The 14,423-nt window shown below is 31.6% G+C and carries 16 protein-coding genes; 8 read left to right on the top strand and 8 right to left on the bottom strand.

Annotated features, from left to right (window positions below; genetic code table 11):
- The first annotated feature begins 74 nt into the window (after positions 1 to 74).
- Positions 75 to 1,640 (top strand): hypothetical protein, encoded by a 1,566-nt coding sequence (locus tag MHM83_RS15965; protein ID WP_239180849.1) that lies wholly within the window; start codon positions 75 to 77, stop codon positions 1,638 to 1,640.
- A 433-nt stretch (positions 1,641 to 2,073) separates the two neighbouring features.
- Here MHM83_RS15965 and MHM83_RS15960 read toward each other — a convergent pair whose 3' ends face one another.
- The 4 genes from MHM83_RS15960 to MHM83_RS15945 form a co-directional block, all read right to left on the bottom strand.
- The gene (locus MHM83_RS15960; RefSeq protein ID WP_239180847.1) at positions 2,074 to 3,012 is read right to left on the bottom strand and encodes an NAD(P)H-dependent flavin oxidoreductase; all 939 of its coding nucleotides are present in this window, start codon (positions 3,010 to 3,012) and stop codon (positions 2,074 to 2,076) included.
- A 2-nt stretch (positions 3,013 to 3,014) separates the two neighbouring features.
- Positions 3,015 to 3,815 carry a toxin-antitoxin system YwqK family antitoxin gene (locus tag MHM83_RS15955; RefSeq protein WP_047789080.1) on the bottom strand — a complete coding sequence of 267 codons (801 nt, stop codon included), beginning with the start codon at positions 3,813 to 3,815 and terminating at the stop codon, positions 3,015 to 3,017.
- 19 nt (positions 3,816 to 3,834) lie between these two features.
- Entirely contained in the window at positions 3,835 to 5,022 is a 1,188-nt protein-coding gene (gene mnmA, locus MHM83_RS15950) for a tRNA 2-thiouridine(34) synthase MnmA (protein WP_159491452.1), read from the bottom strand.
- 155 nt (positions 5,023 to 5,177) lie between these two features.
- Positions 5,178 to 5,885: a toxin-antitoxin system YwqK family antitoxin gene (locus MHM83_RS15945; RefSeq protein WP_239180845.1), complete on the bottom strand. Its 708-nt coding sequence runs from the start codon at positions 5,883 to 5,885 to the stop codon at positions 5,178 to 5,180.
- 45 nt (positions 5,886 to 5,930) lie between these two features.
- Between MHM83_RS15945 and MHM83_RS15940 the strand changes: the two genes are divergently transcribed.
- A complete protein-coding gene (locus tag MHM83_RS15940; RefSeq protein WP_239180843.1) occupies positions 5,931 to 6,521 on the top strand; it encodes an adenylosuccinate lyase in 591 nt (196 codons plus the stop codon).
- Between the two features lie 73 nt (positions 6,522 to 6,594).
- On the opposite strand, the gene MHM83_RS15935 is transcribed toward MHM83_RS15940, so the two are convergent.
- Together MHM83_RS15935 and MHM83_RS15930 are read right to left on the bottom strand one after the other, a co-directional pair.
- Entirely contained in the window at positions 6,595 to 7,374 is a 780-nt protein-coding gene (locus tag MHM83_RS15935; protein WP_073183735.1) for a hypothetical protein, read from the bottom strand.
- Positions 7,375 to 7,430: 56 nt separating this feature from the next.
- On the bottom strand, positions 7,431 to 7,766 hold the full coding sequence (locus MHM83_RS15930; RefSeq protein WP_239180841.1) for a hypothetical protein: 336 nt from the start codon (positions 7,764 to 7,766) through the stop codon (positions 7,431 to 7,433).
- Positions 7,767 to 8,028: 262 nt separating this feature from the next.
- Between MHM83_RS15930 and MHM83_RS15925 the strand changes: the two genes are divergently transcribed.
- The 3 genes from MHM83_RS15925 to MHM83_RS15915 all read left to right on the top strand — a co-directional run bounded on the left by MHM83_RS15925 (position 8,029) and on the right by MHM83_RS15915 (position 8,939).
- Positions 8,029 to 8,283: a hypothetical protein gene (locus MHM83_RS15925; RefSeq protein ID WP_239180839.1), complete on the top strand. Its 255-nt coding sequence runs from the start codon at positions 8,029 to 8,031 to the stop codon at positions 8,281 to 8,283.
- A gap of 136 nt (positions 8,284 to 8,419) precedes the next feature.
- A complete protein-coding gene (locus MHM83_RS15920; RefSeq protein ID WP_073183742.1) occupies positions 8,420 to 8,680 on the top strand; it encodes a hypothetical protein in 261 nt (86 codons plus the stop codon).
- A 34-nt stretch (positions 8,681 to 8,714) separates the two neighbouring features.
- Complete coding sequence (locus MHM83_RS15915) at positions 8,715 to 8,939, top strand: hypothetical protein (protein ID WP_073183744.1); 225 nt, start codon at positions 8,715 to 8,717, stop codon at positions 8,937 to 8,939.
- Positions 8,940 to 8,990: 51 nt separating this feature from the next.
- Here MHM83_RS15915 and MHM83_RS15910 read toward each other — a convergent pair whose 3' ends face one another.
- Together MHM83_RS15910 and MHM83_RS15905 are read right to left on the bottom strand one after the other, a co-directional pair.
- Positions 8,991 to 9,827, bottom strand: coding sequence for a sterol desaturase family protein (locus MHM83_RS15910; protein WP_239180837.1), 837 nt, complete (start codon positions 9,825 to 9,827; stop codon positions 8,991 to 8,993).
- Positions 9,828 to 9,871: 44 nt separating this feature from the next.
- Positions 9,872 to 10,387, bottom strand: a complete 516-nt coding sequence (locus tag MHM83_RS15905) for a YkgJ family cysteine cluster protein (RefSeq protein ID WP_073183749.1) — start codon at positions 10,385 to 10,387, stop codon at positions 9,872 to 9,874.
- Between the two features lie 121 nt (positions 10,388 to 10,508).
- Between MHM83_RS15905 and argS the strand changes: the two genes are divergently transcribed.
- The 3 genes from argS (at position 10,509) to MHM83_RS15890 (ending at position 14,220) form a co-directional block, all read left to right on the top strand.
- A complete protein-coding gene (gene argS, locus MHM83_RS15900) occupies positions 10,509 to 12,281 on the top strand; it encodes an arginine--tRNA ligase (protein ID WP_239180835.1) in 1,773 nt (590 codons plus the stop codon).
- A 34-nt stretch (positions 12,282 to 12,315) separates the two neighbouring features.
- Positions 12,316 to 13,704 (top strand): dihydrolipoyl dehydrogenase, encoded by a 1,389-nt coding sequence (gene lpdA, locus MHM83_RS15895; RefSeq protein WP_239180833.1) that lies wholly within the window; start codon positions 12,316 to 12,318, stop codon positions 13,702 to 13,704.
- A 63-nt stretch (positions 13,705 to 13,767) separates the two neighbouring features.
- Positions 13,768 to 14,220, top strand: a complete 453-nt coding sequence (locus tag MHM83_RS15890) for a hypothetical protein (RefSeq protein WP_239180831.1) — start codon at positions 13,768 to 13,770, stop codon at positions 14,218 to 14,220.
- Positions 14,221 to 14,423 lie beyond the last annotated feature (203 nt).

Below are 14,423 nucleotides of genomic sequence, written 5' to 3'. Positions count from 1 at the left end.
GCTCTTTTTTAATGGGTTAGTTACGATATCAAAACAACAAAAAACAAAAACAAAATACTGAAAAACAAAAAGTTATGCGCAAAAAAATTACATTCTCCAATCAACAAAATGACGCTTTGTTTGTTTTGATAAAGTCTTTATCAAAGTCAGAAAAACGTCAGTTTAATTTATATGTTGGTCGTTTAGGAGGTAATGTAGATGCTAAATTTTTTGCGCTTTTTAAATTGCTTGAAAAACAAAAGAGTTATAACGAAAAGACCATTATAGATAGCGGTGTGGTTAGTAAACAGCAATTATCTAACTTAAAAGCGCATTTATACAAGCAAATACTTACTAGTCTCCGTATGAATCCTGCTCATAAAAACATTCGAATTCAAATACGTGAACAATTAGATTTTGCTACTGTTTTATATCAAAAAGGGTTGTACAAGCAAAGTTTAAAGTTGCTTGACAAAGCAAAGAATATGGCGGTTGAAAATGAAGAAAAGAATGTTGCCTATGAAATTGTTGAGCTTGAAAAGGTTATTGAAAGTCAGTATATAACCCGAAGTATTGATACACGTTCTGACGAATTAACTATTCAAGCAAAAGAGCTTAGTATGCAAAATGTTACCGCCAGTAAATTGTCAAACTTGTCGCTACAACTCTATGGAACGTTGCTGAAAAATGGCTACGTAAAAAATGACGAGGAGCTACAACGAGTAAATACTTATTTTTACTCTAAGCTTCCTGAATATACGTATGAAGAATTGGGTTTTAGAGAAAAGTTATGGTTATACAAAGCACATTTGTGGCATAGCTTTTTAACTCAAGATTTTTTACAGAGTTATAAGTATGCTAATAAATGGGTAGATTTATTTAAGCATGATACTAAGAATATTTCTTTGCATCCTGTTTTTTATTTAAAAGGAAAAAACTACTTATTAGAAAGCTTATTTTTTATAAAACATTATGATAAGTTTAAAGAAGAGCTTTCTGTTTTTGAAAAGGAAATTAAAGAAAAAAGTATTCCGCAAAATAGCAATACTGAAATCTTAACTTTTCTATATTATTATGCTAACAAATTGCACTTACACTTCTTAGAGGGTAGTTTTTCTGAGGGTGAATATTTAGTGACTATTATTAATGATAAGATTAATAGTTATAAGAGTCGTCTTGATAATCATCATATCGTGGTATTTTACTATAAAATTGCTTGTTTGTACTTTGGAATGGGAAAAAACAAAGAGTGTATTTTATATTTAAATAAGATCATTAAACCTAAAAATATTCAGGTAGCTAACGACTTACAGTGTTTTGCTAGAGTACTCTCTTTAATTGCTCATTACGAATGTGGCTTGGATTATGATTTGGAGCGACAGTTTAAAGATACCTATCGTTTTTTACTAAAAATGGAAAATTTACAAGAGGTTCAAAAAGAGTTTATTTCTTCTATAAAAGCATTGGGAGATGTATATCCGCACCAAATAAAAAAGGAGTTAAAAAAAGTACATAGTCGCCTTAAGGTTTATGAGAATCATCCTTATGAAAAAAGAGCTTTTTTATATTTAGACATCCTTTCTTGGCTTGAAAGTAAGATTGAAAATAAACCTGTGGCACAAATTATTAAAGAGAAATTTGTTAGTTCTCAAAAGTGTTGAAAATAGTATTAGATTTATTCTTGTAAAGTACTGATTAAAAAAATCTAATTACTAATTCTCGTCTCCTTTAGGAAAAGCTAAACAAGTTGACCAAATATAAACATGCTAATTAAAAAAAGTAGAAAGTATCTAAAAAATAACTTGAAGAACATCTCTGAACCTTTTGGTTAGGATAACTTATTTTTACTATAACCTATAAATATCTTAAAAGACTCCTTATTGCTTTCAATTAAATTAACTAACTTAAATAGCTGGTAAATGCCTATAATTAAAAACAGAATACTGATTAATTGTTTAAGCATTATTATTTTGTTTTACCTTAATTTTCATTCGTTAGTACGAGAAGAGCATGTTTATAACTCATCTTTATAAGATTCCTACTCCTACCTCGTCGGAATGACGTTTCTATTTTTTTTTGGCAATCGCTCTGCGATTAAAACAACTGTTCTTTTTTCACTTGCTGATATTCTTCTACAATTGCTTCTAACACTTCTTTTGCTGGTTTAATTTCATGGATAAGCCCTGCTACTTGACCTATTTCTAGTTCTCCATCGTCCAAGTTTCCTTCAAACATACCTCTTTTGGCTCTCGCACGCCCTAACAATTCTTTTAATTGTTCTACTGATGGTCCTTGCTGATATAACTCTTGTATTTCTTGATAAAACTTGTTTTTTACCAAACGTACAGGAGCTAATTCCTTTAACGTTAGTTGTGTGCCACCGTCTTTTACATCTACAATAGTTTTCTTGAAGTTGTCATGTGCTGAAGATTCTACCGTAGCTGCAAAACGACTTCCTATTTGCACTCCGTCTGCTCCCAACACCATTGCTGCTAACATTCCTCTACCTGAACCTATTCCTCCTGCTGCAATTACAGCAATCTTCACTTGTTCTTTAACCATAGGAATTAACGTAAACGTAGTAGTTTCTTCTCGTCCGTTATGACCTCCTGCTTCAAATCCTTCACATACCACAGCATCTACTCCAGCTGCTTCCGCTTTTAAAGCAAATTTTACTGAACTTACCACATGAGCTACAGTAATTCCTTTTTCCTTTAAAAAAGAGGTCCATGTTTTTGGATTCCCTGCGGAAGTAAACACAATTTTCACCCCTTCCTCAACAATAATATCCATGATTTTCTCTATATCAGGATATAACATTGGCACATTTACACCAAAAGGTTTATCTGTTGCTTTTTTACATTTTTGAATGTGTTCACGAAGTACTTCTGGATACATAGATCCTGCTCCAATTAATCCTAATCCACCTGCATTTGACACTGCAGAAGCTAGCTTCCATCCTGAAACCCAAATCATTCCACCTTGAACAATTGGATACTGTATATTAAATAGTTTGGTAATTCTGTTTTGCATTTTTATCCTCTGAAGTTTAATGGTTGAGAAAAGTTGAAAGGAATCTTTCTATTCATATGTATCGCTGGCTCCCACCCTTTTAAGTTTTCAAAAAAACGAACAATTTCATTTTCTAACTTTTTAGGAACCTTTTCATTGATGGTAACATCTCTTACTGCTCCTTTTATATCAATTACATATTCAACTATAATCTGACCTTTAACTTTGTAACTTATCTTACTTGTTAACTTTTTAAGTTGCTTGTAATATTTATCCTTACCCCCTTTAAAAGTTGGTCTCTTTTCTTTTATAATGTTTTTTAAATCATCAATCTTTTCTCCCTTGTCATTATAATAAGTTGTTTTAATTATCGAATCGCTTTTGGCGATTCCTCTACCTGCCAATTTACCATTATAATGGTAAATTTTCCATACTCCTTCTCTCTTACCATCTATATAAACTCCTTCAATATCCTTATTCCCATTATCGAACCATGTTTGTATTCTCCCATTTCTTTTACCTTTTTTATTGTAGAAAGTTAATGCTGATATTTTTCCATTTTTATTGAACGAAACTGACTCTCCTATTTTAATCTTTTTCTCCTTTGTTAGATAATGTGTATAATTATATAGTTTTCCGCTACGTTTATACTTCCTTACCAACCATAATGAATCTGCACTCTTAGTAATAATTTCAAAAGACATTGCTTTCTCCTTATTGTTGATTATATTACCTTTCTTGTCTAAATAGTTTATAATAGAGTCTTTCTGTGAATATCCATTAATATTTATGAACACCAACAATAATAAGAATATCTTTTTCATAGTTTTATTTTTTCCCTTTTTAAGAAATCACACCAGAACCTAATAGCTCTTCATTTTTATACCAAGCAACAAACTGCCCTTCTTGAATAGCTGACTGTGGATTTTCAAACTCTACATAAATTCCGTTATCAACTTTATATAAAGTAGCTTTTTCTAATGGTTGTCGGTAACGAATACGCGCCTCTACTTCCATAGATTCACCAGTTTGTAAAGCTAAATCTTCACGTACCCAGTGCAATTCTTCATTTGATACAAATAATACACTTCTATACAATCCTTGGTGATTTTTTCCTTCTCCTGTATAAATAATGTTGGTATCTACATCGGTTTCAATCACAAACAATGGTTCTTTGGTACCTCCAACTGCTAACCCTTTACGTTGTCCTTTGGTGAAATAATGTGCGCCTTGATGTTTACCTACTACTTTTCCATCTTCTTTATTATAAGAGAACTTCGTTGAAAAATATGCTAACTCCGCTTCTTTATTCTCAAATTCTGGAACTAAACGATTGTACTGCTCAAATTCATCTGGAATTCGGACAATATCTCCTTCTTTCGGTTGTAGTTTTTGTTGTAAAAAATCTGGAAGTCTTACTTTTCCTATAAAACACAAGCCTTGACTGTCTTTTTTATCAGCTGTAATTAAATCTGCTTCTTTGGCTATTTCACGAACTTCTGGTTTTGTCAATTCTCCAATTGGGAACAATGCCTTTGACAGTTGTTCTTGTGATAATTGACATAAAAAGTATGATTGATCTTTATTCGTATCTTTTCCTGCTAATAACTTGTATACAGGCTTTCCATCAATTATTTCTTCTGTTTTTCTACAGTAATGCCCTGTTGCTACATAATCAGCTCCTAAACTTAACGCGATATCCATAAACACATCAAACTTAATTTCTCGATTACATAATACATCAGGATTAGGTGTACGTCCTTTTTCATATTCATTAAACATATAATCAACAATACGCTCTTTGTATTGTTCGCTTAAATCAACTGTTTGAAATGGAATTCCTAATTTTTCTGCAACAATCATGGCGTCGTTACTATCTTCTAACCATGGACATTCATTAGAAATGGTTACTGAATCATCATGCCAGTTCTTCATGAACAATCCAATAACTTCGTATCCCTGTTCTTTTAGTAAATACGCTGTTACACTACTATCTACGCCTCCTGAAAGTCCTACTACTACTCTTTTCATCTTATACTTTTGAAGCTACAAATTTACGAAATAATAAATGTTTATATTATGGAAATAATTGATGGCTTCATTACTAAAATTGATGAATTCTAATCTCTGATAAGGCTCAGTTTATTTTCTTTTCTAATGTTATTTAAATTATTAATATTTATAATTTAATTTTTAGGAATTGAAAACGCTTTTTTCTTTCTCTTGTCGGTAACTACTTCTCCATCCATGTAAAATTGCCATTTACCATCTCTCTTACCATTTTTATACATCCCTTTTTCTTTTAAATCTCCTTTTAAATCGTAGTATTTCCCTTCTCCTTCTAATTTACCATTTACATAATACACTTCTTCAATCATCACTCCTTCTTCAGTAAAAATCTTAGAAAGTCCATTTTTCTTACCATCTTTATAAATACTTTCTTCAGTTAATTTACCATTTCTATAGTAGTTTTTTAAAACTCCATCTAATTTACCATCAGCATATTCTTCTTCTGAAAAAAGTTTTCCGTCTGAAAAATAATACGTCCATTTTCCTACTCGTTTTTTTCCTATCATCCATCCTTTTGTTTTTACTTTTCCATTTGGTGTAAAAAATTGTACAAAAGCACTATCTGTTTTTGCAGAAAATTCTTTAGTCATAGAAGGAATTCCATAAGAGTTAGGTTCATAAAAATTAAATGTACCTATCTCTTTTCCATTTTTAAACTCTCCTGAATATCTTATTTTGTTTTTATTATCATCATAATATTTTTTCCAAACTCCATGCCTCTTTCCATTAGTATCAAATTTATTTATTTTTTGTGCTTGAGTAGCTGTTATAAAAAATACCGATAACAAAAGTGTTGTTGAAAATATCCTTTTTATATTTATCATGCTATAATTTCTTTTACAATTCAAATTTACATAAACCATACCAATATGAGTCTTGATTTTTTAATTTCTGTGCTAGAAAATGTTGATAATCCTGCTAGAGTAAACAGAAATAATGCTGCAAATATTGTATTAAAGCAACCTGAATTAGTAAAGTTTTTAGTTGATGTTACTTTCGATGTTGATAATAAACTATCTATTAAAGCTGCTTGGGTACTGGAATGGATTTGTACACATAATGGAATTGAATATATTATTCCTTATCTCCCTATTTTTACAAAAAATATATATAGAGTACACTTTGATAGCGCTATAAGACCTTGTGCTAAAATTTGTGAACATTTAGCAACTGCTTTTTCCTCAAAAACAACCAATGGTATAAAAGAACAGTTAACAGAAACTGATATCGATTTAATTATAGAAACTGGATTCGATTGGTTGATTACCGATCAAAAAATAGCAGTTAAAGCCTACACCATGAATACTTTATATTTACTTGGTTTACAAAAAGATTGGGTACATCCTGAGTTAGAACACCTAATTCGCACTAAAGTGATTCATGAAAGTAAAGGTTGTAAAGCCAGAGGAAAGAAAGTATTGGAGTTGATTGAGAAACATAAAGACCAAAAGCAATTATAAAACCTCAGAAGAAAAATCTTCTGAGGTTCTTTTATTATTTTACAAGCAACTAAATACGATATCGTTTATTTTATTACCAAGCCCAGCCTGATGTAGAAGAAACCTGGTCGTTCCAAGACTTCTTCCACCACCACCAACCAGACATGGTGTACCATTTAAGATTCCCTACGTTTAACCCTAAATAACCTGTTGGTGAATAAAAGCCTATAACTTTTCCTCCATAACAAGAGTGTTGGTATAAATATACTACTTGTCGTCTATAAGTTGGTTTTCTAATTTTTAAAGAAGATAATTGGTCGTTATTTCCTGACCCAACCCAATGGTCTCTGTAATAATAGCGTTTTTGCCTTCTCATGCCTGTCATTTCTGTGTTATAGTAGGCATGTTTATAGAAATAAAAGTTACCCGAGCCATACACATCATAGCTATTACATTTTGATGACTTCCCTTCTGTTGAAACTTGATCTCCTGGGAAACCTTCTGCTACTTTTGAGGTGTATTTTTTTAAGTCTTCTGTATTATCGAAAACTTTTACTTCAATATCAGTGCTTCCTTCTTCTGGATTATTAAAAAACAATGATTTTGGAGCTTTCTCTTCGTTACCAAAAATTTCTTGAGCAAAATCTACATCTCCATCTGCCTTCAATACTTCTCCACTTTCTTCATTATATACATAAGATATTTTAAATTGTTTTCCATAATAATCGTACGTATGATTAATAGTTACTGTACTTCCTTTTGCTAATTGTAATTCTTCTTTTTTTGATTCATTTTCAATTATTTCTTCACTTTGACAGCTAAAAAGTAATGTAAAACACATTACTGCCATCCATAAAAAATTTTGTTTTTTCATTTTTTCTTATTTTTTAAAATCCTTAGCATCTACTAAGAATTTATTCGTTTGATTAGTTAGTTTTTTAATTTTTTTAGAGGTATTAAAACCTCTCCGTTTTTAAAACGAGAATAATCTACAACGTATTTATTTGCTTGTAAAGTAATATTAGTTTTACCTAATTCCTTTGCAATATAGTCTCTTAGAGATATATCTTCTGAGATAATGAAATCTTCTTCTAAACTTCTAAAAAATACCAATCGTAATGACTCGCCTTCATTTCTGAATGCTATCATACCATTATCTTCATCGTTATTCCCTTCCCTAAGTTTCGAGAAAATCTCTTTTACCTCTAAGTTTTTGTTGTTTAACAGTTCGTTTGCAGTGTCTTCTTTTTGCCATGCTTGTAGCATCAGAGGCGACGCTTACTAATACAAAGTTTTGTAGTTGTTTCATAAAATAATAGTTTTCGGGGTTAATTATGAAATCAAATTTACATGAACTAAAAAACACAAACACCAGTTAAACAGCTATTTAAAACACAGGCAAAACCCTTTTTTAACCTAAAAAATACCTCTTTATAAATTAATTCCTATCCTTTACAAAGTTAATTCGTAACCTTTTTTAAAAACTTTTTAGGTTTAAGTCATTATTAACAATCAAATTTATATTATTATGAAAAAAAGCATTTTAAACTTAAAAAGTTTTCAATTATTATCTGAAAAAAATCAAAAAAACATATATGGAGGAGCTAAAATTCCTCTAAATGGAGGAATGGCAAATACAACTCCTCTTACTCCTCTTAAAACTGTAGTGTCATGGAGATGTTGGAACAGAATTACTTCTCAATATGATATTATTTATAACGTTGGAAATCCTGGTGTTGAAGACTTTCAAGGGTATGAATATTGTCAACCTGTAATTCAATAAGGTAGATAACCTTCTTTTATTTTCAATATAAAATGAGAACGTTAAGTATTGTGAGATTACTAGAAGTATTCTAATTTTTTATAAAAACTGTTATTCTTTAACTTTTAATATTATTAACAATCAAATTTATATTATTATGAAAAAAAGCATTTTAAAGTTAAACGGTGTTCAAAAATTAAACACAGTTGAACAAAAGGAACTAGTAGGTGGTCATATAGTTAACATTGACAAAGCTAGATCACACATTACATGGAAGTGTTTTCGAAACAACTCAGGTAGTACATTTTTTTTATCTCCTGTAGACCTTTCATCTCCAACTACTTCTTGTTATGCGTACGATAACACTTATAAAGCTCCAACAAATGGTACTAATTATGGCATGGGTACCCCCATATAAACTGAAAAATTATTAACCAAATAAATTTTAAATTATGTTAAAAAATATTTTACTACAAAAAGGTGTTAATGAGTTAAATAACACTCAATTAAAAGAAACTCAAGGAGGTCATTATACTGGAAATCTTCAATATACATGTTGGGATAAAACAGGTGCACTTTATGATTCTACAATAGATGCTTCTTATCCAGACGCTGGTATTCATTGTACACCTAACGCAGAAGTTACTGCCTCAGCAATAACAAAGTTCACTGCATAATTATCTCAAAAAGGAGCTGTAAAATTTTTAAAATTACAGTTCCTTTTCTTCTTATAACTCCTTTAAATTCGTAGGTTTTCGATAGCCTTGAAACGGCTGTTTTAACAACTCTTTTAAACTAGAGTTTTTTTCTTCATCTGGAAATGTATCTACTCCATACACTATTTTTTCTCTATCTAACTCCATATACGTTCCTAATAAACGGTCCCAAATAGAAAAGATATTTCCGTAGTTAGAATCTGTATAAGGTAATAAATTATGATGATGTACTTTGTGCATATCGGGTGATACAATCACATAACTCAATACCTTATCTAACTTTTTAGGCATTTTTATATTAGCATGTGTTAACTGCGTAAACACTAACGATATTGATTGGTACAACATTATTGTAGCTATTGGAGTCCCGACTAAAAAAACACCTACTAAAGTAAATGTAAAACGAATTACACTTTCTATCGGGTGATGTCTGTTTGCTGTTGTGGTATCCACTTTATGATCAGAATGGTGAACTAAATGTACCATCCACAAAGGTTTTACTTTATGTTCAACTAAATGTGCTAAATAAGCTCCGAAGAAGTCTAAAAATAATACACCTAACAATACGTACAACCACAATGGCATTTCGGGTAGCCAGTTGATTAATCCAAAGTCATTTGCTTGCACCCAATCGGCAGTCTTTAATAATAAGAATGCTAATACAAAATTGATAATTACCGTAGTTGCAGTAAAAAATAAATTAGGCCATGCGTGTTTCCATTTATTGTATTTAAAACTAAATAATGGTACAGCGCCTTCCAATAACCAAAAGAAAGTAATTCCGCCAACTAAAATAATACTTCTATGACTAGAAGGAATCGTTTCAAAATAATGTATAAGAGTTTCCACTATGATATATTTTTCCTAAAAATAGAAAAAATATCTATAAAAACTTATTTCTTAGAACTTCCCGATTGTGGTAATCTCTTTTTCAACTCCTCTACTATTCGGTAAGTTGCAGGACAAACCTCCGTATTTTTAATAGTTAAATCTGCTAATTGGATAAACTTTTTACGATTGGTATGTGGATATTCTGAGCAAGCTTTTGGACGCACATCATAAATAAAACACGTATTATCTGATTCATCTAAAAAAGTACACGGAGCAGATTGTAAGACCATGAAATTATCTTCATCTCGCTGTAAATATTGATTAGTAAAATCAATCACCCTCATTTTTAAGTGTTTTGCAATGCGCTCTATATCTTTTTCAGTAAAAATTGGTGAAGTCGTTTTACAACAATTAGCACATTCTAAACAGTCGGTACGCTCAAATTCTTCCTCATGCAATTCTTGCATTAATAAATCTAAGCGTTTAGGGGTACGCTTTTTTAATCGTTGAAAATACTTCTTATTTTCTTGTAAAGCGTCTTTGGCTAATTTTGGTAAGTTTTCAAGGTCTTTATCCATGGTGCAAAGGTACGAAAGCACCTTTGAAGTCATACATTATTCTGTCTTAAAAAATCATAAGGCAAATCGTGGGAAGAAAAAATTAAAAACACTAATTTTGTGCGACAATTAAAAAGAACCAATGAATATTCAATCGTTAATAGAAACGAAAGTAAAAGAAGGATTTTTAGCCTTGTATGATGTAGAAATTCCTAGTGTAGAATTTCAAGCAACCCGTAAAGATTTTGAAGGTGACATTACAGTAGTTGTCTTCCCATTACTACGGTACAAAAAAGGAAATCCTGTTCAAATTGGTGAAGATTTAGGAAAATATTTAGTCGAGAACATCAACGAAATTACTAGCTACAATGTCGTAAAAGGTTTTTTAAACTTAGTGGTTGATGATTCTTTCTATGTAAACTTTTTTAATCAAATAGCTACTGATGCAACTTATGGCTTTGTAAAAGAAGACAAAACAGATGCACGTATGGTGGAATATTCTTCTCCTAACACTAACAAACCTTTACACTTAGGACATGTTCGTAATGTATTGTTAGGATATTCTGTTGCAGAAATTTTAAAAGCTGCGGGACATAAGGTTTACAAAACACAAATTATCAACGATCGTGGTATCCATATTTGTAAGTCCATGTTGGCTTGGAAAAAATTTGGAGAAGGAGAAACTCCTGAATCTACTGGATTAAAAGGCGATAAACTGGTTGGAAATTACTATGTAAAATTCGATCAAGAATATAAAAAAGAAATTAGCAACCTAGTCGCTTCTGGTGTTTCTGAAGACGATGCTAAAAAGCAAGCTCCTTTATTTGTTGAAGCACAAGAAATGTTACGTAAGTGGGAAGCTGGTGATAAGGAAGTTGTTGCTCTTTGGGAAATGATGAACGGATGGGTATACAAAGGTTTCGACGTTACTTATGAAAACATCGGAGTTAACTTTGATAAATTATACTATGAAAGTAACACCTATTTATTAGGAAAAGATATTATTGAGGAAGGTTTACAAAACGGAGTTTTCTACAAAAAAGAAGACGGTTCTGTTTGGTGTGATTTAACTGACGAAGGACTAGATGAAAAATTAGTGTTACGTTCAGACGGAACTGCAGTATATATGACACAAGATATTGGAACTGCTATTCAACGTTCTAAAGATTTTCCTGATGTAAACGGAATGGTATATACCGTAGGTAACGAACAAGATTATCACTTTAAAGTGTTGTTCTTAATCTTACAAAAGCTAGGATACTCTTGGGCTAAACAATTATTCCACTTAAGTTATGGAATGGTTGATTTACCTTCAGGAAAAATGAAATCTCGTGAGGGTACTGTAGTTGATGCCGATGATTTAATGAATGAAATGACGAACACTGCTCGTGAAATTTCACAAGAGTTAGGTAAGTTAGAAGGGTATTCTACTGAGGAAAAAGAGGAATTATATAAAATTATCGGATTAGGAGCTTTAAAATACTTCATTTTAAAGGTAGATCCTAAAAAGAGAATTTTGTTTGACCCACAAGCATCGGTAGATTTCCAAGGAAATACAGGTCCGTTTGTACAATATACGTATGCAAGAATTCAGTCTATCTTGCGTAAAGCCGACTTTGATTATTCAGCTAAAGTATCGGTAGAATTACACGAGAAAGAAAAAGAATTAATTAAGCAATTAGAATTGTACCCTGAAGTAATTCAGCAAGCAGCGAGTAACTATTCTCCTGCTGTGATTGCCAATTACACCTACGATTTGGTAAAAGAATTTAACTCATTCTACCAAAACGTATCCATTTTAGGAGAAGAAAATCAAGATAAAAAAATATTTAGAGTTCAGTTATCTAAAAAAGTAGCTGACACTATAAAATCTGCATTCAAATTATTAGGGATTCAAGTTCCTGAAAGAATGTAATAAATTAACAAACAACAAGTAAAAAGTAAACAACATGAAATACGACGTACTAATAATTGGAAGTGGTCCTGGAGGTTATGTAACTGCAATTAGAGCATCTCAATTAGGATTTAAAACCGCTGTAGTAGAGAAAGAAAACTTAGGTGGAATTTGCTTAAACTGGGGATGTATTCCTACCAAAGCATTATTAAAATCTGCTCAAGTATATGATTATTTAAAACATGTTGATGAGTATGGTTTAAAAGCAGAAGCTATCGATAAAGATTTCGAAGCTGTTATTAAACGTAGTCGTGGTGTTGCTGAAGGAATGAGCAAAGGTGTTCAGTTCTTAATGAAGAAAAACAAAATTGATATCATCGACGGTTTTGGTAAAGTGAAAGCTGGAAAAAAAGTAGATGTTACCGATAAAGATGGTAAAGTAACTGAATATTCAGCTGACCATATTATTATTGCTACTGGTGCTCGTTCTCGTGAGTTACCAAGTTTACCTCAAGATGGTAAAAAAGTAATCGGTTACCGTGAAGCTATGAGCTTACCAACACAACCTAAATCGATGATCGTTGTAGGTTCAGGTGCTATTGGAGTTGAATTTGCTCATTTCTATAACTCAATGGGAACTGATGTAACTGTTGTTGAATTTATGCCAACAATTGTTCCTGTTGAAGATAAAGATGTTTCTAAACAAATGGAGCGTTCTTTCAAAAAAGCGGGAATTAAAGTAATGACAAGTTCTTCTGTAGAGTCTGTTGATACTTCTGGTGACGGAGTAAAAGCAACTGTAAAAACTAAAAAAGGAGAAGAAGTTTTAGAAGCTGATATCGTTTTATCTGCTGTTGGAATTAAAACAAATATTGAAAATATCGGTTTAGAAGATGTTGGAATTATTACTGATAGAGATAAAATCTTAGTAAACGACTGGTACCAAACGAACATTCCAGGATACTATGCGATTGGAGATGTAACTCCTGGTCCGGCATTAGCACACGTTGCTTCAGCAGAAGGAATTACTTGTGTTGAAAAAATAGCTGGCTTACATACTGAAGCTATTGACTATGGAAACATTCCTGGTTGTACCTATGCTACTCCTGAGATTGCTTCTGTTGGTTTAACTGAAGAGCAAGCAAAGGAAAAAGGTTACGAATTAAAGATTGGTAAATTCCCTTTCTCTGCATCTGGTAAGGCTAAAGCTGCTGGAACTCCTGACGGATTTGTAAAAGTTATTTTTGATGCTAAGTACGGTGAATGGTTAGGATGCCATATGATTGGTGCTGGTGTTACCGATATGATTGCTGAAGCTGTTTTAGGCCGTAAATTAGAAACTACTGGTCATGAAGTATTAAAAGCAATTCATCCACACCCAACTATGAGTGAAGCTGTTATGGAAGCTGTTGCTGACGCTTATGATGAAGTAATCCACTTATAAAATTCTCAAACTTTATATAACTATAACCTCGTCATTTTTGGCGAGGTTTTTTTATATTTGAATATGAAAAAAATACTCCCAATATTCGTTTTATTATGCTGTTTTTATTCTTGTAAAACAGAAGAAAAAAAAACTCCTTTAAACCCATTAACGGTTCCCTTAAACGAACGTCCTATACCAAAACTTCCAAATACTAGAAATATTTCTACTAATGTTATTGGAGGTGCACATTATATATGCCCTAACAAATGTAAAGGAGGAACTTCAAGTGTTCAAGGCACCTCTTGCCCTGTTTGTAAAACTCCTCTTGCTCATAACCAAGGCTTTCATAATACCCAAAACAAAACTTCGAACTCACCAATATCAACACCTGTAACGCCCCCCACTTCTGGTCCAAATGCAGCAGGACAATATCATTATACTTGTTCTAACGGTTGTACTATTGGTTCAGATAATTCAGGGCAATGTAAAAATTGTGGTGGAAAGCTAGTTCATAACGCTGCTTTTCATAGTTAAAAAATAATATTTTAAACCTCATATAATAATGAGGTTTTGTTTTTTATATGTCTTATCTTTTGTTCTCTATAATTACTTTTTTGTTATTGATTTTTATGAAGTGTACCTATAGCTATTGTTCATATACAAGTATTATCCATAATAAAATACTGTTAATAGTGAAGTATTTATAATTCCATTATAATAAATGAAACTCTCTTCCT

The sequence above is a fragment of the Tenacibaculum sp. Mcav3-52 genome (genome assembly GCF_022347665.1).
Taxonomy (GTDB): domain Bacteria; phylum Bacteroidota; class Bacteroidia; order Flavobacteriales; family Flavobacteriaceae; genus Polaribacter; species Polaribacter mesophilus.
Note: the sequence above shows the minus strand (reverse complement) of the source record. Positions and strands in the feature narration are given on the sequence as shown.

Excerpts from the sequence above, each read along its gene's own strand:
- MHM83_RS15960 (WP_239180847.1), bottom strand. The coding sequence starts at position 3,012 with ATGCAAAACAGAATTACCAAACTATTTAATATACAGTATCCAATTGTT.
- MHM83_RS15965 (WP_239180849.1), top strand. The coding sequence starts at position 75 with ATGCGCAAAAAAATTACATTCTCCAATCAACAAAATGACGCTTTGTTT.
- MHM83_RS15920 (WP_073183742.1), top strand. The coding sequence starts at position 8,420 with ATGAAAAAAAGCATTTTAAAGTTAAACGGTGTTCAAAAATTAAACACA.
- MHM83_RS15925 (WP_239180839.1), top strand. The coding sequence starts at position 8,029 with ATGAAAAAAAGCATTTTAAACTTAAAAAGTTTTCAATTATTATCTGAA.
- lpdA (WP_239180833.1), top strand. The coding sequence starts at position 12,316 with ATGAAATACGACGTACTAATAATTGGAAGTGGTCCTGGAGGTTATGTA.
- MHM83_RS15955 (WP_047789080.1), bottom strand. The coding sequence starts at position 3,815 with ATGAAAAAGATATTCTTATTATTGTTGGTGTTCATAAATATTAATGGA.
- MHM83_RS15930 (WP_239180841.1), bottom strand. The coding sequence starts at position 7,766 with ATGCTACAAGCATGGCAAAAAGAAGACACTGCAAACGAACTGTTAAAC.
- MHM83_RS15915 (WP_073183744.1), top strand. The coding sequence starts at position 8,715 with ATGTTAAAAAATATTTTACTACAAAAAGGTGTTAATGAGTTAAATAAC.
- argS (WP_239180835.1), top strand. The coding sequence starts at position 10,509 with ATGAATATTCAATCGTTAATAGAAACGAAAGTAAAAGAAGGATTTTTA.
- MHM83_RS15945 (WP_239180845.1), bottom strand. The coding sequence starts at position 5,885 with ATGATAAATATAAAAAGGATATTTTCAACAACACTTTTGTTATCGGTA.
- MHM83_RS15935 (WP_073183735.1), bottom strand. The coding sequence starts at position 7,374 with ATGAAAAAACAAAATTTTTTATGGATGGCAGTAATGTGTTTTACATTA.
- mnmA (WP_159491452.1), bottom strand. The coding sequence starts at position 5,022 with ATGAAAAGAGTAGTAGTAGGACTTTCAGGAGGCGTAGATAGTAGTGTA.
- MHM83_RS15940 (WP_239180843.1), top strand. The coding sequence starts at position 5,931 with ATGAGTCTTGATTTTTTAATTTCTGTGCTAGAAAATGTTGATAATCCT.
- MHM83_RS15905 (WP_073183749.1), bottom strand. The coding sequence starts at position 10,387 with ATGGATAAAGACCTTGAAAACTTACCAAAATTAGCCAAAGACGCTTTA.
- MHM83_RS15890 (WP_239180831.1), top strand. The coding sequence starts at position 13,768 with ATGAAAAAAATACTCCCAATATTCGTTTTATTATGCTGTTTTTATTCT.